Genomic DNA, 20,739 nt, shown 5'->3' on the forward strand with positions numbered 1-20,739 from the left:
TGTTAAGTACTAACAGTTTTTCCTTTTGAGATACCGTCGTTCGCTGACCCCAGCCTTGAGCGGAGAATAGTTTTGATCAAGTGAAGGACTTCATATCGTACTGAGGTTATGCTTGGCCTTTCTCCCAATTTGTATCGCAATTTGGGTAGTGGCGTGCAGGCTCAGTGGCCTACGAGCCATATTGCGTCAGGTTTCTATTATGCGTGTAAGTTTCGTACGATCGACTTTGGAGGCATGACGCTTGTCCATAGGAATGTGCTTAATCGAAATCACATTTGGAACGTCAAAACCAAGCGCAGATTTAGTCCAATCGTCGATGTGATCCGCGGAACCTTGGACGCAAAGTGTGGGGCCTGCTTTGGTATTGACGAGCGCGCATCGATCTACACCTGGCCATCGCTGTGCCGCGACTTCGATAGCAAAGGGGAAGAGCGTACCTGAAAAGACTTCAATTTCGGACCCGACGCGCCCCCATAACCATAAACGCCCGTCATCATCCAGCGCGCCAGCGTCACCGGTCCGGTGCCATATGACACCACCTTCTTCGATTTTGTTGTTCTTCGAATGGGTCGGGTTCAAATACCCGTCATTCACATGTGCGCCGGCGACCTGAATTTCATTGTCGCGGATGCGGAGCGTGATTTCGGGCACCGGGTATCCCACAAGAAGACCCCTTCCAACAGTCATGTCGCGGTGATCCTTCACCGAGATATCCGCGGCGTCGAGATGGGCAATCGGTTCAGCCTCGGTCGACCCATAAACGCACACAACCGACAGGCTGTGCCGGGTTCTCAACGCCTCGACAAGATTCGGAAACACCGGACCGCCGCCGGTGAACACCGTGTGCAACGGACCGGTATCGTCGGATTGAACCAGTTTTTCACATAGCGATGGTGGGATGAGGGCCCGGGTGATCTGTTGCGTTTGAAGCCAGCTTTCCAACTGCACAGTCGACATGCGGTCCAGCTTGCTGAACCTCCAGTTGGGTAGAACACTTGTGCGCCCGGCCGCCAGATTGATCAGCGTGAACACCGGAAAGGCCACCAGATCGCGCTCGGCCATACGGCTGTCGAGGAGGGGTGCGATGGCATCGTGCTGCGCCATCAAAAACGCGTGCGAGCGCGGAATGGCCTTGGGCTGGCCAGTAGTACCAGAAGTAAAGGAAATAAGGGCGATATCGTCCGGTTGTACCTTTTGCGCCACCGGGTTGCTGCGGCTTTTACCAGGCGTCAGCAGGGGCAGGGCCCAGAGATCCGGAACCAGAAATTTCAGCAAAGAATACGCACCCGCTGCACAGAACGCTTTTGGCTTCGTTGTTCGGGCGGCGTGGCGCAGACCGGCCAGCCCCAAGGCTGGCTCTGGTAAGACAACGGTTGCGCCAAGAGTCCAAAGCGCAGCCAGACTCGCATATAGGTCCGCGTTGACAGGCATGGCCAACAACACGCGATCACCTGACTGGATACCCTTGTCCTGCCACCGACCTGCCAAGTGCTGAACGCGCGTGCGCAGGGTTTGAAAGGTGATCTCGCGGCCCTTGCCGTCCACTATGGCTGTCCGGTCGGGAACCCGTTTAACCGCCGTGGCGAATTGGGACAGCAGGTCAGCCATTCAGCTTCCGTCCAAGCAAAGTATAGCGCCGGAATATTGTCGCGCCTTCCGCTGCACTGCGCTCGGCGGAGGTGTTGTCATCATGGATCAGCGCATGAATGGCGGTTTCGTACCCCATCCTGAGCGCCGCCTTGTGAAACCGGTGGGCCAGATGCCGTCCGGCGCCCGGTTCGAGACTTGCATAGGTCTTGAGGATTGCGGATGCCGGATTGGGGCCTTCGGCATAATTGGGAATGCCAAACAGAAACCCGGCCAATGTGCCGTCATGGCGGCGCGCAAAAAGGATCAGGTCGCGCTTCATCATCGGCACAACTGGCATATACATGGCCAGGAAATCTGCCTCGGATATCGGTTTGTAGAACGCGTTGCCGGAGAATGCGCGGGTTGACAGGTCGAAGACCTGACGAAACAGCGCCTCGGGGTCTGTTCCGCCCCACTCTTCCACCACGAACCCATCGCTTTCCGGCGGTGCTGACCCGGTTGCGGCTTGCAACGACACCCGGGCCGAAAAATACCGGCTGATCTCTGTAAATCCTGCCGACTGGAAAACCCTGGGCTCATGAAGTTTGTTGGTAGGCTCCATCAGGAACGGAGCGGACCCGTCGCTATCCGAGACGAACCGGTAACTGTGCCAGGTGTCGCCCGACATTGGCCCAATAATGCGGTTGAGGCCGGCGTCTTTCACCCTCTCGATCCCTTTGCACAGGATTTCGGCACCGGCTTCGGGCGTTTTGCAGGAAAAATCGCCGAAGGTCGCGGCGCGCGCGCCCTCCCAGATCGGACCGTTCAGATAAACGGTCAGCTTTGCATCCGCCGTTCTGATGATCTCATTGGTCATGAAAAAACTCCGGCAAAGAACCCACCACTTAGCGATCCAGCAACGATCCAAACGTAGTAAAGCAACGGCGGCGCGAGGGCCAACAGCGTCAGCCTGAGCACCCTATCTTTTTCGAACCAATGTGGTCGGAGCAACGGCGCTGCGGCTGAACAAGCTAATGAGAACAGGGCCAGTACAGTCAGCGGTTCAGCCCAGTTCGACTGTTCAGAATTCTGGGAAACAGCCCAAGTTCGAATGAAATAAAGGACAGCCGCAGCAAGTGGTATAACAACAGGAATGGGACGCAGCGCCACAGCAGTGAGCCCCATAGCTAACCCCATCGCACTGAGCCCAAAAAAGGAAACTGCATCCCATCCCGTTGCATTTCCCACCGCAAGCCAACCAAATCCCAAAAGCCCCAAGGCGGCTATGATATCCAGATCGGGGTACTTACTGTCACAAGGAGAAGCGGTACGCGCCCAGCCATGTGTGGCAAGAACCATGATCGGCAGTACTGTGTTCTGCAGCTTTGCGGCGGCCAGCAGCAAAAAAACCGCGACAACATAGACACGGGTCGCATGTTTGGTCAGGCCCAGTTTGGTTCCCACTACGCCGAAACTGGCAAGGGCGGCAAAGAACATGGCGGCCAACAGGGCGAGCTCTGCCAAAGAGCTGAAATAGTGGCCGTTTAGGAAAATCAACAAGCCAAGCGGCAGGAAAAGGTTGTCAAACCCGCGCCAGCTTTGTGCCTCGACCAATGTGCCAAAAGCCGCAACCATAAGGCACAACATCATGATGTTAGATGGCGGGAGTTTCGATAAGAACAAGAAGCAGATGATCGCAACCAATAGTGTTACGACAAAAAACACCACTGATCCTTCTAAGCTCTTGTCGCCATCTTCTACCACGTAGCGTTTGGTTCCATACGTGGTCCCGGCAAGCGCAGCGGCTGCATCCGCGAGTGTCAGAACGGCGATTGGCAGTATGTAGAACAGCGTGTTTTCCCCGGCTAGCAGAAAGCAAAGCCCAACTGACAGGGTGAGCAGAAAGTCGCCGTAGGACGTACGATCCACACCATGCAAAGTTGCACCCAGACCCGACGAAAAACGAGGCAGGCGTAGCACCAGCATCACCAGGATTGTGGCCGCAATCAGCATGTAAACCGGCCAGCGATCGGGAAACAACCAGGGCAGCAGCAACGCAAAGAGGCCGGTGCTGACATGCATAAGCTTGCGCTGCACTTCGGGTTTCAGGCCCGCTGTATTGGCCAGATTGCGTATGACCATCATTACGCCGACCAGAGCCAGCACCGACCCCGCCGCCAGCAGAATCTGCCCAATAACAGTCACGGTTGAAACTCTTCGACGACGAAATCCGAATAGAAGAATGCCATGTCGCGGGCCTTCTGCTGTGTTTCGATGTCGGTCAGGGTTTCAACCTTGTTTCTGAATTCCGGCGGAACCCTCCGGGGTGCCATCATGTTCCAATAGACTAGTCGGGCATTTGGCTCTGCAGCGGTCAGGATCGACCCGTAAACCTGATGGAAGGTCTCGGGCGACATGTACTCGAAGATGTCGGACAGGTTGAATCCTCTGGCTTTTTCGTCGGTCGACACAAAAGCCTCAAGCGATCCAAGGCGGATGTCGAGACGATCCAACCGGGATCGGATTGTCTCATAATGCTCGGAACGCCACGCCATCGGCAGCGCGTCGCCATGATCGCCTTTGAGAATCCAGTGCAGATAGGGATTTTGCGAGGGATCGGTGGTGACTCCCGCATGACGGATGCGGCGGGCGACATGTTGGGCCGGGCTACCCTCTACATGGTCGAAAAACGCACTGTCCCGGCCCATGCGGCCCATGACGAGGCGAGAGAAGAAGATGTTCAGCAAAAGACGCCATCGCACCGTGTTGAACCGCGTGTCGAAGAATGTCAGTCGCTCTGCGGGCGAGCGGGGAACAAACACTGCGTCGATGGTTCGGCGTGAATGCACAAGAGGCAGTAGCCAAGTTCGAAAGATGCGAAAATAGCGCTCGAACTTGCCGACGCCACCGATGCCGTGTTTTTCGACTTCCGTGATCAGAGTCCGCCAGAAAGCGCGCGTTTCGGCATCTGTGGCTTCCAAAACCTGGTTCAGCAATGCGCCCCGCCGGGTACTTCGCCGCGAGCCGGTGAGTTCAATGAATTCGGGATGGGTCAGCACTTTATAGGCCGCGATCCTGAGCTTAAGGCAGGCGATCTGGGCCGGTGAAAGATCCAGAACGACAATGCGCGCGGGATCGAGTGTCAGCATTGCCAGCGCATTATCCCCGGCAGAGCAGATGGAGACCAATGTCTTGCCCGCACAATCGCCCAGGGCGGAGGTGAGAACATCCGCGTCTTCCCACAGTTGGGCATAGCGGATATGGTCGAAATCCGCCTTTTTCTCAATCTCACTGCTATCCATCGCACCGCTCCACCGCGCCGCTTGCCCCGTCGACCCGGATCATCTCACCATCTTCGATCCAGTTGGTTGCGCCTTTCAAGCCAACCACGCAGGGGATACCCAGTTCGCGTGCGACAATCGCAGAATGTGACAACAGAGACCCCCGTTCGACGACGATGGCGGATGCGTTCGAGAATACGGCGATCCAGCCCGGATCGGTGTGGCGCGCCACGAGTATATCTCCGGGGTTTAAGGCCTCAGTGCGCGGGTCGCGGATCACGCGCGCGCGCGCCTTGATCTGACCTGCAGAACAACCTGTGCCGTGCTTCATCCGTGCAGTGTCCGCCTCCGCTTCTGCGTTCTCGGACCAAACCAGGGCGATGGCGGGGCCACGGATTTCGATGCGTTCCGGCGGATCTGGGCGTCGGGACGAGGCTTCGTCTTCCAGTTTGCGCTGCGCAACGATGCCTTTCAGATCAGGTGACAGGCTATAACCTTCGACTGCTCCGAGAACTTCATGTGTTGTCAGGAAGAATACATCCTTTGGCGATGAAAGCAGGTCACGGGCAGCGAATTCGCGGCCGATGCCCAGAAACACGCGCCGCGCATAACCAAATATGCGCGTGCGTTCAAAGCGCAGGTTTTCACGGTCGCGCACCCGCGCCTTGGTCCAGCCTAAAATCCATTTGGCGAAGTACCGTTGGAGTGGGTTTGACGGAAACAGAGCCTTCCAGTCCGGTTCATCGCCGTCCTGACGCCCGGAAGGTGGACGTTCAGCGCTGGCTGCAATGGCCAGCAACAGACTGGTCGGGTCATCGCGTAACGGAACGCTTTCCAGCTTGAGCTCTTCCGTACACCGGTCGCCGAACTTCTCAAGATACGCATCAACCTCGGCTTCGATTTGCCGGTGTCCTGACAAAACCGACAGATGTGCATTGGCCTTCAAAGGAGCGGCAAGCCCTGCCTGCCGAACCAACTCTCCCATCCGGGCGATGCGTTGCGCGGGTTCCGCCGAAACGATATCACCTTGCCCGATCATGAGGTCGTTGTGCAGGGTCAACCCGGCCTCGCCCAGCCACTTTTGCAGCAGGTTGCGCGAGCCGCCAAAGGCAATCATGCACAGGAAATCGTTGATCAGCGGGGCATCCCACCGATCCAGCAGAGTGCTTTCAATGCGCCGGTATTCCGCAGCCAGTTGGGTCGCGTTAGAGGCATCCACGTTCAGCCCCGTCTGTAATATGTCGTTCAGCCTGCGGTAAAAATCACGCCGGGTCTGCGGTAGGCGGATGGCCTGCCAGATCAGGCCGCCCGCAACCTTGGCCAGTTTCGCGTACTCCACGATCTTGTGCCAGCCGGTGGTGGGGGGTGGGGCAAGAGCATCCGTGACCTCACGCGGCATCGGTTCAGAAACGCCCATCATCGTTTCCATATAGTCGCGGTTCAGTGAAAACCCGGGCAACAGTGCCAGCGCGCGATACCAGTTGATCAGATTGTAATAGGCGCGCCCGTCCACCCGCCCCAGTAAATTGTCAAACACAGTGGGGTTCAGCGCGACCGTGTGCCGGGACACGCCCAGCAGCCTAACGAAAGCGCGATATACCTGAGAATACACGTGCAGGGCAAAGGAATAAGTCAGCGGGCTGACGATGCCCGGATAGCTTTCGACGATATTGGAATTGTCGAAAATGGTAAGCGTCTGATCTTCGAGCGGGGCAGGGCGCAGGGCCGTGGTGATCGGGCGGGCCTGCAGAATATGCAGCCCTTGCGCATCAATGGCCCATTCGATGTCCTGAGGAGAACCGAATAACGCCTCGGCCTTTCGGGCGAGGGCCGCGATGGATCGCGCCTCCGTGACGGTCAAATGTGCAGGGGCGTCAGGAGCGCTTTCCGGTAGGCCATCTGCATCGATGACCCAGTCTTCTCCGTCCGCTTCCCCTGACACAAGCTGCTCTGCAAGCCCGTCAATCGCTGAGATCACGACCACATCGCGCCGGCCACTGACCGGATCGGCGGAAAAGGCTACCCCGGCCGCTTTGGCATCGATCATGCGTTGCACGATGATCGCGGGGGCCTCGGCCTCGCCGCCGGATTTGACCGCGCGGTAGGTTTCGACCGTTGATGAGAAACCGGATTGCCAAACCTGCTTGGCCGCCGCGATCACACTCTTGCCGGGAACATTCAGGACCGTTGCGAACTGTCCCGCATGGCTGTGGTCCACGGCATCTTCGGACTGGCCAGAACTGCGTACCGCGTAAGGCCCGGACCCGAGTGTTTCAAGCGCGCTGGACACAGCCAGTCGCAGGCCTTTTTGCGCGATCGGGCCCGATTGCCCCATACGAAACGCGTCATTTGTGATGACAAAGAATGCGGGCGGGGAAAACCCGTGCTGTGTCAGATGCGACAGGGCTGCCGCTTTGCCTCCAACCACAGAGATGTCATTGGCATCCATTTGGTCGACGATGAAAGTCATGCTACGGCTCCGATCAGGTAGGGTAGGAAACCAGCCGTGGCATAGCAAAAAAATACCCACAGACCGGAAACAGTGTCCATCCTGTTTTGTGCTTTCACAGTGGGTGTCTGACCGTAGTGGAATACAGCAACCCCGCAGGGAACCAGCGCTAGTGCGCCGATCAGGGCGCTTGGCCAGCCAACTCCGGTGGCGCTTCCTGTGCCGACGAGAAGCGCGTAGGATAGCAGAACGCAGCCGATCCAGATACGTCCCGACATACGCGGACCCCATAGGGAGGAATAGCTGTCGACCCCTTCAATCTCGTTTTCGGGCGCCCACAATTTCCGCCCGATCTCAAGGACGCAGCCATTCACAAAGGACAACGCCAGGAACAGCCATAGTGAGGGCGCCGCGCCGCCTGCCGGCAGCCATTCGAGGCCAGTCAGCAATAGATCGATCAAGGGCATGATTGCCATATGGCTGAGCAGGTACAGAACCGGCCGGGCCTTCAGCCAGGCCGGGACACCGAATTCAATTGTCATCGCAGCGAGCCAGATCCAAACCGCGCCCAACAGCCACAAAACCGACGGGTGCCAGAACCAGGCAGCCGCAAGTGCAATTGGAATGGTCAGTAAGCCCAAGCTCCAAACTTCGCCTGGTGAGACCAATCCGCGTGGGATCGGCCTGTCGGGCCGGTAACGTCGATCATCCTCGGCGTCCTTGAACTCGTCACAGACCCGCATCTGGAAGAACAGCGCCATGGCCAGCACAAAACCGGCGGCAAAGGCGGGCCACTCGGGCAAGGGGCGATCTGCCAGACGGGCAGACACACAAATGCTGGCCGAGGAAAACACCAGCAGCAGGGGGACGGTTTTCTTAAGCGGAAAGCGCTCGGATTGGTAAATCCAAAATCGGTTCTGAAAGCTCATCTGTGGCGGGCCAGACTTTCATGGGCGCGGGTGAAATGACCGGCAGCAATCGCGGCGACAATGGAGATTTCGCCGCATAAACACGTGGCCGCAGCAACTTCGGCCAAAGCCGTGCCACACCCGCTGCCCCGTAGACCGAGTATGTTCAGCGCTGCTGCCTGGCTTGGCAAACCGGTTCCGCCGCCGACCGAGCCGACAAGGATGTTCGGAAGCGTGACCGAGCAGAATAGATTGCCGCCCCTAGGTTCCATACGCGTGACGCCCATTGCACTTTCGGCAACGCAGGCCGCGTCTTGTCCGGTTGCGATATAGAACGCAGCCAGCCCGTTGGCATAATGCGCCTGTGCGCCAAACTGGCCAGACAAATGTGCGCCCAGATTGGCGACACGGCCATAGTCCAGCATCGCCTCGACCGTCGTGCCCAGCGTCTTTTCGACAATCTCAGCCGGAAGCGTAACCGAGGCGCTGACTTTCCGCCCGCGCCCCGTCACCAGCCCCAGAGCCGAGGCCTTTTTGTCGCCCGAGAAATTACCTTCGACATACCAGTTCTCAATCGCAACAGGACAGCTATCCGCGATTGCGTGGCAAAGGGCGTCGGTGGCGATGGTCACCATGTTCTGACCTGCAGCATCACCAGTGGTATAGCGGCAAATCAGGAAAACGACGTTGGTGTCAATGAATGGCTCCAGTGATACAAGCTTGCCATGACGGGTCGTCGCTTCGGCCGCAGATTTGAGCCTGTCAACATTGGTCACCACCCAATCCACAAATTGCCCCGCTCTTAGCAGGCTATCGAACACAAAGGCCGGGGTCCGCAGCACGCCTTCGTATAAAACAGCGGTACTGATACCGCCCGACCGAGTGGCGGCGTAGGCGCCCCGGGCATAAGATGCGACCAGCGCTGCCTCGGTTGTTGCGAGGGGGACATGAAAGTCGCCGTTGGCGTTCATTCCGTTCAGGCGTAAGGGGCCAATAACCCCGACTGGAAGCTTAACCGTCCCGATGAAATTCTCGATATTGGCGCCATAGGTCTCGGCATCTTCGATAGCCGCCGAATCTGCAATTTGTGCCTGATCCTTGTCGCTGGCCGTTGGTTTCAACTTTTCCCAGAATCGTGCGACCATCTCCTTGGTCGGCTTGCGAGATGGGCGTAAGGTTGAAAACTCAGCATCGCTTGGCGCCATCTGCTGAGGTATCTGGTCAGCATCAAATCGTGCTTTTATGCGTTGAAGCATTTCCCGGACATGAAACGGAATTACCAATAGCGCGCTCCAATAGATTTTCTGTGCAACGCTGTTGCAACCAAAAACCGCTGCGAGGCAAGTTATCAGTCGTTTGATCGAAATCCAGTCAAATGTTCATCGATCAAGTGTTTGATCCCAAAGGGTCTCGCATTTGTCGCAGTTGAAAGTACCGGTAGGCCTGAGGACGATGATCTCGGCACGACACGCATCGCAAAAAGGGAGTGTAACCCTTTTGAAACTAAACGCTAAGCGTTCAAACTGGGGGTGCTTTTCAGATGCCTTGCTCTTTACCTGAGGTACAACCAGATCTCGCATCAGACATTATGACCAGCGAGCTACTCGGTTCATCACTATGCCGTCATTCACCCGGTGGGTGCAAGAACCCGCCATCCAAGATCTGTTTCGGTGATGATCGATCAAACGTCTGCTTTGTAGTGTGCCAGAAACATCGCGACGCAATCGTCCAATACATCTTTGGGCGTCGGGTTCTCGCCAAGGAAGAACTCTGGCCAGAAAAAGAAGTTTTTGATGAGCGCCAGAAGCTGGTTGGTCGCAAAAACCGGATCCGCCTTGCGGATCACGCCTGCATCCATGGCTTCGCTGATCAGTCTCGTTATTGGGTAATCGTGAGTTGCTGTTTCAGTGAAGAATTGCCGGGATCGGTCAAGGTCACGGATCAATTCTGCGATGACCATCCGGTTCAATCCGATGGCGGTCTCATCGGTGATCACCCCAATGTAACGCCACAAGGCTTCCTTCAATTGTTCGACGAAGTCACGATCCGGATCATAGGGCGCTGGCTCCATGCTCCGGTTTTGCTCCAGCATGATCTGTGAGATCGCCTCGAAAAGGGCCTCCTTGCTCTCGAAGTGATTGTAGAGCGTGCGACTCGATACGTTGGCTTTTTTGGCGATTGAAGTGGTCTTTGCCCCCAGAAACCCCTGCTCTTTGAACTCATCGATGGCCGCATCGATAATATCTTTTCGTTTTTTTTCAGTGCGTTTCAAGATTTCTACCTCAAAAAGTAAAAAGACGTGTTTACAAGCGCTACCTCCCCACCATAAGTAAACAAAACAATTTACTTTAGCAAGGCGCAAAGCTACCTGACCCCGAAAGGACCAAGACCATGACGACCCAAAATCTCACCGCGGGCAAAAACGAAGTTACCTTCAAATCCTTTGGCGTGGATCTGGCGGGCGATCTCTACCTGCCCGAAGGCTTTGATGAGACCAAGACCTACAAGGCCATCGTGGGGGCCAGCCCGTTCCCTCAGGTCAAAGATCAGATCCCGGCTACTTACGGGCCGGAAATGGCCGCGCGGGGTTTCATCTACCTCGGTTTCGATTACCTCGGCATGGGCTCGTCCCCTGCGCTGCCCGGAGAGTACAAGCAATCCCGCTACATGTTCCGGCTGATCGAAAACACCTGGGACGCTGTTTCCTACCTGGGTACGCTTCCTTTCGTTGACGAGATTTACGGTCTGGGTGTTTGCCAAGTCGGCTCGATCATCGCATCGGCTGCCGTGACCGATCATCGCATCAAGAAGATCGCCATGGTGTCGGGCATGATGGCGGCTGATGGTTTTCAATGGACCGACCGCGATATGGTCAACCAGCAGATCGCAGCCTCGAACGCCTCGATGCAGAAGATGTATGAAACCGGCGAGCCGGAATACGTTGCACCATTCGGGCTGAATGATGAGCAAACCCGAGAAGAATTTGTTGGATCGGGAGTCAACCCGATGGCCGGAGAATCCTATGACTACTACGGACGCGATGGGGTCAAAGGCCCTGTCGCGGTTCCGACATACACCAATATGCATATCGGCGATCAAGGTATGCAGTCTCTGATTTCCATTGGAGAAGCTTACGCCGACAAGATCGTGCAGCCATCCCTGGCAATTTACAGCAGCACGGCCTTCACAGCCCCTTGCTCAACGCAGTTCGTTGAGAAGCTGACGAATGAACATGAGGAATTGGCGTTTGATGAGTTCTCTCATGTGGACTTCTACTACAAGCCCGAGGCAGTAAAGGCGTCGACGGACGCTGTAGCAGAGTTCTTTGGCAGATAAACAGATTAGGCGGAGGTCATACAGTGGTCTCTGCCATTTCGATTGATGGAGCGCGTATCAATTGATCGTGCACTCGGGAATTTTACCGTCATCCCATGTGCTTGTCGAAGAACTCAATCATCGTTTCGGGATGTTCCCCGAAGAAGTTGTAGCCGATGAAGCGCCGCGTATCGCCGTCCTCGATCCAGTGCAGTTTCTTTTCTTCACCCGGATTCAGGTCAAAAGTGGTCTGAACGTCTTCGGGGATCGTCCAGACATCATCCTTGTTCTGCACAGTGTATGTCGGCATGGTAACGTTTTTGGCGTGAAGATGAGGGGTCATTTTGTCCAAGGGCAAGCCTTTAACCTTTTCAATCTCTTCGCCCAGAACGTTATGAAACGCAGCCAGCCCCATCGCGTCCATCGATACCATTGACATGACATTGATGGACGCGGGTTGCGTGCAAACAAACGCTTTCACGTCATCAATGTATTTGAGGCATTCCGTCATGGTGTGCATCACGACACTGAGCCCGTGAATTGGTAACTTTTGCACTCCTGCGAAACACGATTGACAATTTTGGACTCCATTTTACAGAATCGGCCATGATCCATCCAATTGATCGCAAGCTAGATATCGTTGTCCTGGTGAGTCCGCATTTCAATGTTTCGGCGACTACGTCTTTCGTGGATCCTTTCAGAATAGCCAATTACCTGACAGGTTCGGCTCGATTTTCTTGGACCTATGTCTCGGACCTCGGTGGACCAGTTGAGTCTAGCAGCGGCCTAGTCGTTGACACTGCCCCATTGGCGGCCGTGACGGGGCGCAAGCCCTGGCTGGTTCTGGTGAGTACAAGTTGGTCACCTGAACGTCACGGAACATCTCAGTTTAAGGTGGCCCTTCAGAAGTGGGAGGCGTGCGGAGCAATCGTTGGCGGCTTGGATACTGGTGCGATTGTTCTTGCGGCTGCTGGACTGCTTAAAGGCAAGACAGCGACGGTACACTATGAGCACATCGATGCCTTTGCTGAAATGGCCCATGATACCACAGTGTCAGAGAACATGATTGTTATGGATGGAAAGATGTTCACTTGTTGCGGGGGTTCCGCGGCGACTGATCTGGGTTTGCGGTTTGTGCACTCTGTCGATGGTGAGAGTATCGCCAATGCATCTGCGCGATATCTTTTTCATCACAATGTACGCGGTGAGGGCCAATCACAGAACCCCAAAGACGTGGAGCCACTGGGGTATGTCACCTCTGGGGTGGTAAGGGACGCAATCGACTTGATGGAGGCACATTTGGAAGCCACTTTGTCGATCCCTGAAATATCAGCGAGGTTGAAGATTTCGCAACGACAACTTAGCAGATTGTTTCAGCAATATGTCCAGAAGTCGCCGATCGAGTACTACCGTGACATACGCCTTGATCGCGCGCGTGGACTAGTAACCCAAACAGAGCTGAAATTCAGCGAGATTGCAGAAGCATCAGGATTTAACGGGCAAGTTCATTTCAGCCGGGCATATCGAAGCCGTTTTGGCCTCACACCAACTGCAGACCGTATTGAAGGCCGTACTCCATTCGAGTTCCGCGCGTGGCCAATGTTCAAGCCTGATATTAAGTCCGAAGGTGTTGGGTAGCTTTTTGCATCGCCGTAAGCATCTTGTCGCGTTGCGCTGATAACTCTTCGGTACTTTGCCCCTGAGTTTGATCGTTAATGCCATCGACCAGTTTATTGATGACATCCTCATCAAGACGAGGGTTGCCCAGGTCGTCCCACCAGCCATTGAATGTATCCTTGAAATGGTTACAGAAGGCCCGCAGACCGCCGTCGCCTGCACCTAGGTGGAAAAGCGTCGTCGGACCCATCGCGGCCCACCGCAATCCGGGGCCGGCCCACATCGCTTTATCGATGTCTTCGACACTGGCAACGCCTTCAATCGCCATATGGACGGCCTCGCGCCATACTGCAGCTTGTAAGCGGTTTGCGACGTGTCCGGGCATGCCCTTCTTGATCCGGATCGTGACTTTGCCCAGGTCTTCGTAGAACGTCTCCGTTCGGTTCAGAACATCTGAACCGGTGGCGTCGTTCGCCGTCAACTCGACCAGCGGAATGAGATGTGGCGGGTTGAACGGATGACCTAAGATGAGCTTACTCGGATCGCGCCATCCCTGTTGGAGAGCATCGAGTGTTAGGCCGGATGTTGAGCTTGAAACTATTACATCAGCGCTTAACTCTGGTTCAACTTCCGCATAGATGGAATGTTTGATCGGCAACCGCTCCGGCACATTCTCCTGAATGAACTGCGCGTTTCGCACGGCCTCAGCTGCGGTCGGTGCAAAGGTGATCGCATCTCGGGTAGCGTGGCCAACTTGGCCCAATTCTTCTAACGCAGGCCACGCCATTTCAATGTATTTACGGACGGATGCCTCAGCGTTCGGATCGGGATCAAATACGGTCACACTGCGACCCGACGCGAGAAACAGCGCTGCCCAGCTTGCCCCGATGACACCGGCTCCGAGAATGGCTGTTCTTTCGATTTCCGACATCAGAACAGTCCCGGATTCAGGGGGGAGGCCGCAGTCATACCACCGTCCACAGTGAACAGTTGGCCAGTCGCAAAAGACGACTCGTCAGAAGCTAGCCAAACAGCCATCGCAGCAATGTCTGCGGGCTTACCAAAGCGTTTGACCGCATGGCGTGCCAGCGCTTCTGTTCTAGCCTTTTCCGGGTCATGGGCGAGTTCGAATGCTGCGTCCAGCATGCCCGTCTCAATCCATCCCGGGCAGATTGCATTGCAGCGCACCGCAGGTCCATGGTCCACCGCGATAGAGCGTGTAAGCCCATGCACAAACGCTTTTGAAGCATTGTAGAGCGCCATCGATGGGTCAGCGGCATTGCCCGAGATCGAACCAATGTTGATGATCGAACCACCCTGAGACATTTTCGGAATAAAGGCGCGGCAACAGTTAAAAACGCCTCGTGCGTTTACTCCCATCACCAAATCCCAATCCGCGTCTGTGCTTTCGGTCACTGTTTTTTCGACCTGAACGCCGGCGTTGTTTACCAGGATATCTACCAGGCCGATTGTTCGGGCAGTACGTGCAACCGCTTCGGGATTGGATACATCCAGCGTGTACCAGGTTACTTGATCAGGTAGATCATCTGGTTGAGGGCCGCGCCCGCAGGTGGCGATAGCCGCACCTTCGGCTGCGAAGGCCTCAACGATGCCGCGACCAATGCCCTGTTTGCCGCCTGTAACAAAGGCGCGTTTCCCAGCTAACCGCATCAGTGTGCCACCATAACGTGACGGACTGCGGTGTAAGCATCCAGCGCATAGACCGACATATCACTGCCCGTGCCTGAGCCCTTCATCGCGGCCCATGGCATCTCGGGGGTCGCAACCCCATGCGTGTTTACCCAGGTGAATCCATAGCGCAACTTGGACGTCATTTGCATTGCTCTCCCAACATCTCGTGTCCAAACCGATGAGGCCAACCCGTAAGGTCCGTTGTTGGCGATCTTCAACGCATCTTCTGCCTCAGAAAACTGAGAGACAGTTACAACGGGTCCAAAAACCTCATTGCGGGCAATCTCTGCAGTGTTGTCGACATTGGCGATGACTGTCGGCTGGTAGAAAAAGCCGTCTTCTTCACCAGACGCCCCACCAGAAACGATTTCAGAGCTGCTGCGTGCGCGATCAACAAAACCCGCTACACGATCCCGCTGAGCCGCAGAGACAAGCGGGCCCATTTCCGTTCCTTCAGCTTTCGGTGCACCGATCTGGATCCGGCCAACCTGATCGGCAATCGCGGCCACAAGTTTGTCGTAAACACTGTCTGCAACCATCACGCGGCAAGGCTGTGCGCAGTCCTGACCGGCATTGAAGTAGCTGCCATAACGGATCGTCTCGGCCACAGCATCGAGATCAGCATCATCAAAGACAATGACCGGCGCTTTGCCACCCAATTCCAGATGAACGTGTTTAATTTTCTGGGAAGCAGCCCGCATTGCAGCCATGCCTGTCGCCGGAGAACCCGTAACACTGATCCCTTCCATCTGTGGGCTGTTCATCAGGGCATTCCCCACGCCGGGCCCGCGACCATGGATCACGTTAAGCACGCCTTTTGGCAGAACATCTTGTAACAGTTCTGCAAGTCGCAGAGTAGATAGCGGCGTGATCTCGGACGGTTTCAACACCACCGAACATCCTGCCGCAATTGGTGCAGCAATCTTCCAGGACGCCATCATCAGCGGGTAGTTCCAAGGGGCGATGGCGGCGACAGGGCCAATGGGGTCGCGCCGGATCATCGACGTATGACCCGCGACATACTCTCCAGAGGCAGACCCCATCATGGTGCGCGCAGCCCCGGCGAAAAAGTGAAAGACATCAATCGTCAGCGGCATTTCATCATCATGAGCCGATGGCCAGGGTTTTCCCACATCTAGGCTCTCAAGTTCTGCCAACTCCTGGCTGTTCGCCTCGACAACATCAGCTATCTGAAGCAAGATTGTAGCGCGTTCTGCAGGGGTCGTAACCGAAAAGGTCTCAAATGCCTCTGCTGAGCCGCGCACCGCCGCCTCGATCTGTGCATCGCTGGCTTCTTTTGCGGTACCAATAACCTCTCCTGTTGCAGGGTTCAGGATGTTCAAGGCGTCGCCGGTGCCTTCAACCATTTCGCCGTTGATCAACATGTTCGTCTGCATATGCGTCTCCTCAGAAGCCAACCTGATCGCCGCCTTTTAGTGCGAGCCGCATGCGCGCTTCTGCTGGCGTCGCGACTGTAAGGCCAAGGTTTTCAACGATTGATCGGATGCGCGAGACCTGTTCCGCGTTAGATTTTGCCAACTCACCCTTGCCGATGAACAGGCTGTCTTCGAGACCGACACGCAGGTTACCGCCCCGCATCGCGCTTTGGGTCGCAAATGGCATTTGGTGACGACCAGCGGCAAGGACCGACCATTCGTAATTCTCTGCTCCGAACAGCTTATCGGCTGTGTTGTGCATGTGTGTCAGATGGTCCGCATCTGCGCCAACGCCACCCAAGATGCCAAATACCATCTGAATGAAAAATGGCGGTTTGATCAGGCCCTGATCCACGAACCAGTTGACGTTGTAGAGATGTCCAAGATCATAGCATTCGAACTCGAACTTGGTGCCGTGATCTCCACCAAGTTTTTCGATGGCGTAACGAATTGTTTTGAAAGTGTTGGGAAAGATAAAGTCTTCCGTCATCTCCAAAAATGGCCGTTCCCAGTCGTGCTGAAACTCGGTGTATTTCTGCAGCATCGGAAAGATACCAAAGTTCATGGATCCCATGTTGAGCGATGCCATCTCTGGGCTGGTAGATGTCGCCGCCCGCAGCCGCTCATCCATCGACATCCCCAAGCCGCCGCCGGTCGAGACATTCATCACAACATCGGTGGACTGCTTGATTACGGGTAGAAATTGCTTGAACAGCTCAGGTCGGGGATCGGGTTTTCCTGTCTCCGGGTGCCGTGCGTGCAGGTGAATGATCGATGCCCCTGCCTGGGCCGCCTCAATACTGGCCGTCGCAATCTCGGCCGGTGTAATCGGCAGATGCGGTGACATTGACGGCGTATGGATGCCTCCGGTCGGCGCGCAAGTGATAATGACTGGCTTGGGCATCAGAGCTTCATCTGCTGCACTTGTGCAGACAGCCCCCCGTCCAGAACCCACAACTGGCCAGAGGCATAGCGCGCCTCGTCCGAGGCAAGCCAGTTGACCAGATTTGCAATATCCTCGGGCGTCCCGTAGGTCCGCATCGGATGAACATCGCGCACGGCCTTTTGCAGCGTTTCAATGTTGCCACCTCCTCCGCCGGATCCATCGCCGTTGAAGAAGCTCTGCAGCATTGGAGTGTCGATATAGCCAGGGCAGATGGCATTCACCCGGATACCTTCTGGGCCATGATCGCAAGCCATTGCGCGGGTCAAAGCGTGAACTGCACCCTTGGTCGCGCAATAGGCCGCAAGCCCAGGGTCTGCGATGAACCCGTCGTAGGAGCCAAAATTGATAAGGCTTGCGCTATTCCCTGTCTTCGCCGCTTCGCGCATCAATGGGATGGCGTATTTCGAGGTCAGGAACGTGCCCGTGGAATTAACCGCAAAGCTTTGATTCCATTCCTCCAACGTGGTCTCTTCAACCGTTTTTTCGATCTCAATCCCCGCCGCGTTCACTAGGATGTCCAACTTTCCGTGTGCGGCGCGCACATGATCCATCGCCGCAACCGAGTCTGCTTCTTGAGTCACATCCAGCTTAACAAAATGACTGCCGTCGTCGTCGTGTTGATCTAACGACCCTTCCGGTGTGAGGTCAGCGGCAAATACCGTTGCGCCTTCTCTTAGAAACCGAGCGACAATCGCGCGCCCGATTCCACCGCGGGCACCAGTCACGAGAGCAACTTTTCCGTTCAGCATCATTTGTTTCAATCCTTCAATGGCGGATAGCGGTAGCGGCGTGCAGCCACTGTCCAATCCATATTGTTGCGTACATACTGCTGACTTGCATCGGACGGCGGGTTGTAGTCCCAAGGCTCGCTGGCACCAGCCTCCATCGCGGCATGTAATGCACGGCGCGATTTTTGTGTGGCGATTATCTTCTTTCGCAAAGCACTGCCGTCCCACCGTTCGGCGACTTCAGCCGCAAAACGAGCTTTAGCGTCGGAGTAGCTTGGGTCCGAAGCTAAATTCTTCGTTTCCATCGGGTCAGCACTCAGGTCATAGAGCTGCGGTGGGTCGCTATCACAATGAATATATTTCAAGGGCCCGCGCCGGATCATGATCACAGGATAGCCCGTCATCTCGGCACAATATTCTCCGATCGCCTCATCAACTGAATCTTCTTCACCCCGAGCCAGAGGCATAAGGCTACGACCGTCGATCGGCTCTCCGATCATCGTCTCATCACCGCCACCGATGTCGATAAATGTCGGCAATAGATCAACCAGTGACACTGCATTTTGAGCGGCCCCAACAGCGATGCCTGGTCCGGCCATGACCAATGGAATTCGTGCGGAGTGTTCGAAGAAGTTCATTTTGTACCACAGCCCTCGTTCACCCAGCATGTCGCCATGGTCGGCTGTGACTATCACAATGGTGCTGTCCAACTCGCCCGTTTCTTCGAGTGTTTGAACCAGCTCTTCGATTTTGCTGTCGAAGTAACTGACGTTTGCCAGGTAGGCATGGCGCGCGCGCAGGATTTCTTCCTCGGTCAGTGGCACATAAGACGCTTCGATCCCATCCAATAAACGTCGTGAAAAGGGGTCTTGATCCTCCAACGCGGGCACAAACGCGGGCAAGTCAATTTCATCATCCGTATACAGGTTCCACCATTCGGGCCGCGCAACGTAAGGATCATGCGGGTGAATGAAGCTTGCAACCATCGCAAAAGGCGCGTCATTGCCAAGCGCTTTGTCTCGGGCCGCATCGAACAGCCAGCGTTTGGCAGCAAAACCGACCTCGTCGTCATAGTCGATCTGGAAAGTCGCGTGGGCAACGCCGCTTTCCTTCACCGTTTGCATGTTGTGATACCACTTGTCGATCCGCTCGTCCGGGGCCTCCCAATCCGGGGTCCACGCGAAATCAGCAGGATAGATGTCGGTTGTCACACGATCCTCAAATCCATGCATCTGATCCGGCCCGACAAAATGCATCTTGCCTGCCAAACATGTACGATAGCCCAGCGATTTCAGATAATGCGCAAATGTCGGCACCGAAGCCTTGAACTCGGATGCATTGTCGTAAGCTGCGATGCGACTGATGTGCTGACCCGACATAAAGGAAAACCGTGAAGGCGCACAGAGAGGGGAATTGCAGTAAGCTGCATCGAAGCGCATGCCGCGCGCGGCCAACGCGTCAAGATGTGGCGTCTTGGCGACCTTATGCCCGTACGCCCCTGTGAAATGCGGAGCCAATTGGTCCGCCATGACCACAAGGATGTTTGGCCGCGTCACGTGGCACCTTTTGCGTAAGCGTCCAAGACTAAGCCATGGAAGTGATGAACGGCGTGCTCGGACTTGCCGGACCCGTCCGGGTCATTGACGATCCGACCTTGGGTGAACGCAGGTGTATTCATCCCGCGCTGCACACTTTCGACAAGGCTGATATCTTCGACCTGAAGAACTTCGTCCAGATAGCGAATTGCGTCCAACTCCATCGCGTCGGGTTCCGGCGTCTCAAGGAAGAAGTCGTAAGTTTCAAGCGTCCGATCTGGCGCAACAGGTATGATGTTCAACACGATCATGCTGGACCGTCCGGGATATCGCATCAGGCAAGTGGTGGGATAGAGCCACCAAACCGCGTGAGTTTTCACCGTGGCGTTCGAGACGTCATAGGCGGTATTTGGACTGTTGCCTGCGTCAGCCATATGGCTGGAGTAGATGCCGTAGGTTGTAACCTTGTAGGTATCCATATCCACGAGGTCACAAAAATCCTTATGGGCCGTAGGGCAATGATAGCACTCAAGGAAATTGTCCACGACGTTCTTCCAATTCGACTTGATGTCGTAGGTCAGACGGTGGCCAAAAGTGAGTTGATCCACATCCGGCGCCCAATGGCGCACCTCGGTTTCCAGGTTTCCGGATTGCTCTGACAAAGAGGCAGCCGTCGGATCCAAATTGACAAAAACAAAACCGCAGAATTCTTCAACCTGCACTTCGTCGAGGCAAATCTCATCCTTGTTGAAGTCTTCGAGGTTTTCAGTATGTGGCGCACGCGCCAATTGCCCGTCAAGTTTATAGACCCAGGCATGATAGGGGCACATAATCCGTGTGGTATTGCCTTCGCCTGATAGCAGTTCATGGGCACGGTGTTTGCATACGTTGTAAAAGGCGCGAAGCTTACCCTCTTTGTCGCGCACAACCGCAATAGGTTGACCGGCAACATCCACCGTTACAAAGGACCCCGGCTCTCGTGTTTTCTCGACATGACACACCCATTGCCAAGTTTTGGAGAGGATGGAGCGAAGGTCTGCGTCAAACCACTTGTCCTGTGTGTATGCCGCAGCCTGTAACGAGCTAGAGCGTGATGGATCGACGTGATAGCCCAAGGAAATTGTTTCTGTATCGGTCATGCTGCCCTCTCCCGTTAAACTTAAACCTATTTCAAGTGAGATTCGGGGATATGCTTAATCGGCCGCTAGTTTGATCATTTTCGACAGTTATTTGACCTGCGGGGACTCTGTTTCAATCTCTCGA

Annotated in this window: 18 protein-coding genes; 2 read left to right on the forward strand and 16 right to left on the reverse strand. The window is 55.5% G+C overall.

The genetic code is table 11. The features are described from left to right. Positions 1-186: 186 nt before the first annotated feature. The 8 genes from ACR0AY_RS14420 to ACR0AY_RS14455 form a co-directional block, all read right to left on the reverse strand. Positions 187-1,608, reverse strand: coding sequence for an AMP-binding protein (locus tag ACR0AY_RS14420; protein ID WP_170513235.1), 1,422 nt, complete (start codon positions 1,606-1,608; stop codon positions 187-189). Then, the gene (locus tag ACR0AY_RS14425) at positions 1,601-2,446 is read right to left on the reverse strand and encodes a hypothetical protein (RefSeq protein ID WP_170513238.1); all 846 of its coding nucleotides are present in this window, start codon (positions 2,444-2,446) and stop codon (positions 1,601-1,603) included. The genes ACR0AY_RS14420 and ACR0AY_RS14425 overlap by 8 nt, the downstream gene beginning before the upstream one ends. Further along, positions 2,443-3,774: a hypothetical protein gene (locus tag ACR0AY_RS14430; protein ID WP_170513241.1), complete on the reverse strand. Its 1,332-nt coding sequence runs from the start codon at positions 3,772-3,774 to the stop codon at positions 2,443-2,445. The genes ACR0AY_RS14425 and ACR0AY_RS14430 overlap by 4 nt, the downstream gene beginning before the upstream one ends. Further along, complete coding sequence (locus ACR0AY_RS14435) at positions 3,771-4,871, reverse strand: DUF3419 family protein (protein WP_170513244.1); 1,101 nt, start codon at positions 4,869-4,871, stop codon at positions 3,771-3,773. Before ACR0AY_RS14435 ends, ACR0AY_RS14430 begins: the two co-directional genes overlap by 4 nt. Continuing rightward, entirely contained in the window at positions 4,864-7,320 is a 2,457-nt protein-coding gene (locus tag ACR0AY_RS14440) for a PEP/pyruvate-binding domain-containing protein (RefSeq protein WP_170513247.1), read from the reverse strand. Before ACR0AY_RS14440 ends, ACR0AY_RS14435 begins: the two co-directional genes overlap by 8 nt. Continuing rightward, positions 7,317-8,228, reverse strand: coding sequence for a UbiA family prenyltransferase (locus tag ACR0AY_RS14445; protein ID WP_170513250.1), 912 nt, complete (start codon positions 8,226-8,228; stop codon positions 7,317-7,319). The genes ACR0AY_RS14440 and ACR0AY_RS14445 overlap by 4 nt, the downstream gene beginning before the upstream one ends. Beyond that, positions 8,225-9,412, reverse strand: a complete 1,188-nt coding sequence (locus tag ACR0AY_RS14450) for a hydroxymethylglutaryl-CoA reductase (RefSeq protein WP_480454331.1) — start codon at positions 9,410-9,412, stop codon at positions 8,225-8,227. Before ACR0AY_RS14450 ends, ACR0AY_RS14445 begins: the two co-directional genes overlap by 4 nt. Positions 9,413-9,888: 476 nt before the next feature. Then, the gene (locus ACR0AY_RS14455) at positions 9,889-10,569 is read right to left on the reverse strand and encodes a TetR/AcrR family transcriptional regulator (protein ID WP_170513256.1); all 681 of its coding nucleotides are present in this window, start codon (positions 10,567-10,569) and stop codon (positions 9,889-9,891) included. 29 nt (positions 10,570-10,598) lie between these two features. Between ACR0AY_RS14455 and ACR0AY_RS14460 the strand changes: the two genes are divergently transcribed. Next, entirely contained in the window at positions 10,599-11,543 is a 945-nt protein-coding gene (locus ACR0AY_RS14460; RefSeq protein WP_170513259.1) for an alpha/beta hydrolase, read from the forward strand. A gap of 88 nt (positions 11,544-11,631) precedes the next feature. Here ACR0AY_RS14460 and ACR0AY_RS14465 read toward each other — a convergent pair whose 3' ends face one another. Continuing rightward, positions 11,632-12,042, reverse strand: coding sequence for an alpha/beta hydrolase (locus ACR0AY_RS14465; protein ID WP_480454332.1), 411 nt, complete (start codon positions 12,040-12,042; stop codon positions 11,632-11,634). A 20-nt stretch (positions 12,043-12,062) separates the two neighbouring features. On the opposite strand from ACR0AY_RS14465, the gene ACR0AY_RS14470 reads away from it, so the two are divergent. After that, on the forward strand, positions 12,063-13,160 hold the full coding sequence (locus tag ACR0AY_RS14470; protein ID WP_480439367.1) for a GlxA family transcriptional regulator: 1,098 nt from the start codon (positions 12,063-12,065) through the stop codon (positions 13,158-13,160). Here ACR0AY_RS14470 and ACR0AY_RS14475 read toward each other — a convergent pair. Genes ACR0AY_RS14475 through ACR0AY_RS14505 form a run of 7 tightly spaced genes read right to left on the reverse strand, consistent with a single transcriptional unit; the run spans position 13,138 to position 20,615 of the window. Beyond that, the gene (locus tag ACR0AY_RS14475) at positions 13,138-14,070 is read right to left on the reverse strand and encodes a 3-hydroxyacyl-CoA dehydrogenase NAD-binding domain-containing protein (RefSeq protein ID WP_170513265.1); all 933 of its coding nucleotides are present in this window, start codon (positions 14,068-14,070) and stop codon (positions 13,138-13,140) included. The two genes, ACR0AY_RS14470 and ACR0AY_RS14475, sit on opposite strands and share 23 nt — an antisense overlap. Next, positions 14,070-14,810, reverse strand: coding sequence for an SDR family oxidoreductase (locus ACR0AY_RS14480; protein ID WP_170513268.1), 741 nt, complete (start codon positions 14,808-14,810; stop codon positions 14,070-14,072). The genes ACR0AY_RS14475 and ACR0AY_RS14480 overlap by 1 nt, the downstream gene beginning before the upstream one ends. After that, positions 14,810-16,228, reverse strand: a complete 1,419-nt coding sequence (locus ACR0AY_RS14485) for a gamma-aminobutyraldehyde dehydrogenase (protein WP_480454334.1) — start codon at positions 16,226-16,228, stop codon at positions 14,810-14,812. The genes ACR0AY_RS14480 and ACR0AY_RS14485 overlap by 1 nt, the downstream gene beginning before the upstream one ends. A 10-nt stretch (positions 16,229-16,238) precedes the next feature. After that, a complete protein-coding gene (gene kce / locus ACR0AY_RS14490) occupies positions 16,239-17,171 on the reverse strand; it encodes a 3,5-dioxohexanoate:acetyl-CoA acetone transferase (RefSeq protein WP_480454336.1) in 933 nt (310 codons plus the stop codon). Beyond that, a complete protein-coding gene (locus tag ACR0AY_RS14495) occupies positions 17,171-17,962 on the reverse strand; it encodes an SDR family NAD(P)-dependent oxidoreductase (RefSeq protein ID WP_480454337.1) in 792 nt (263 codons plus the stop codon). Before ACR0AY_RS14495 ends, kce begins: the two co-directional genes overlap by 1 nt. A gap of 8 nt (positions 17,963-17,970) precedes the next feature. Then, complete coding sequence (gene betC / locus ACR0AY_RS14500) at positions 17,971-19,497, reverse strand: choline-sulfatase (RefSeq protein WP_170513277.1); 1,527 nt, start codon at positions 19,495-19,497, stop codon at positions 17,971-17,973. After that, entirely contained in the window at positions 19,494-20,615 is a 1,122-nt protein-coding gene (locus ACR0AY_RS14505; RefSeq protein WP_170513280.1) for a ring-hydroxylating oxygenase subunit alpha, read from the reverse strand. Before ACR0AY_RS14505 ends, betC begins: the two co-directional genes overlap by 4 nt. Positions 20,616-20,739 lie beyond the last annotated feature (124 nt).

The organism is Ruegeria sp. A5 (assembly GCF_056543005.1).

Excerpts from the sequence above, each read along its gene's own strand:
- ACR0AY_RS14420 (WP_170513235.1), bottom strand. The coding sequence starts at position 1,608 with ATGGCTGACCTGCTGTCCCAATTCGCCACGGCGGTTAAACGGGTTCCC.
- ACR0AY_RS14425 (WP_170513238.1), bottom strand. The coding sequence starts at position 2,446 with ATGACCAATGAGATCATCAGAACGGCGGATGCAAAGCTGACCGTTTAT.
- ACR0AY_RS14435 (WP_170513244.1), bottom strand. The coding sequence starts at position 4,871 with ATGGATAGCAGTGAGATTGAGAAAAAGGCGGATTTCGACCATATCCGC.
- ACR0AY_RS14440 (WP_170513247.1), bottom strand. The coding sequence starts at position 7,320 with ATGACTTTCATCGTCGACCAAATGGATGCCAATGACATCTCTGTGGTT.
- ACR0AY_RS14445 (WP_170513250.1), bottom strand. The coding sequence starts at position 8,228 with ATGAGCTTTCAGAACCGATTTTGGATTTACCAATCCGAGCGCTTTCCG.
- ACR0AY_RS14450 (WP_480454331.1), bottom strand. The coding sequence starts at position 9,412 with ATGGCGCCAAGCGATGCTGAGTTTTCAACCTTACGCCCATCTCGCAAG.
- ACR0AY_RS14460 (WP_170513259.1), top strand. The coding sequence starts at position 10,599 with ATGACGACCCAAAATCTCACCGCGGGCAAAAACGAAGTTACCTTCAAA.
- ACR0AY_RS14465 (WP_480454332.1), bottom strand. The coding sequence starts at position 12,042 with ATGCACACCATGACGGAATGCCTCAAATACATTGATGACGTGAAAGCG.
- ACR0AY_RS14475 (WP_170513265.1), bottom strand. The coding sequence starts at position 14,070 with ATGTCGGAAATCGAAAGAACAGCCATTCTCGGAGCCGGTGTCATCGGG.
- ACR0AY_RS14480 (WP_170513268.1), bottom strand. The coding sequence starts at position 14,810 with ATGCGGTTAGCTGGGAAACGCGCCTTTGTTACAGGCGGCAAACAGGGC.
- ACR0AY_RS14485 (WP_480454334.1), bottom strand. The coding sequence starts at position 16,228 with ATGCAGACGAACATGTTGATCAACGGCGAAATGGTTGAAGGCACCGGC.
- kce (WP_480454336.1), bottom strand. The coding sequence starts at position 17,171 with ATGCCCAAGCCAGTCATTATCACTTGCGCGCCGACCGGAGGCATCCAT.
- ACR0AY_RS14495 (WP_480454337.1), bottom strand. The coding sequence starts at position 17,962 with ATGCTGAACGGAAAAGTTGCTCTCGTGACTGGTGCCCGCGGTGGAATC.
- ACR0AY_RS14505 (WP_170513280.1), bottom strand. The coding sequence starts at position 20,615 with ATGACCGATACAGAAACAATTTCCTTGGGCTATCACGTCGATCCATCA.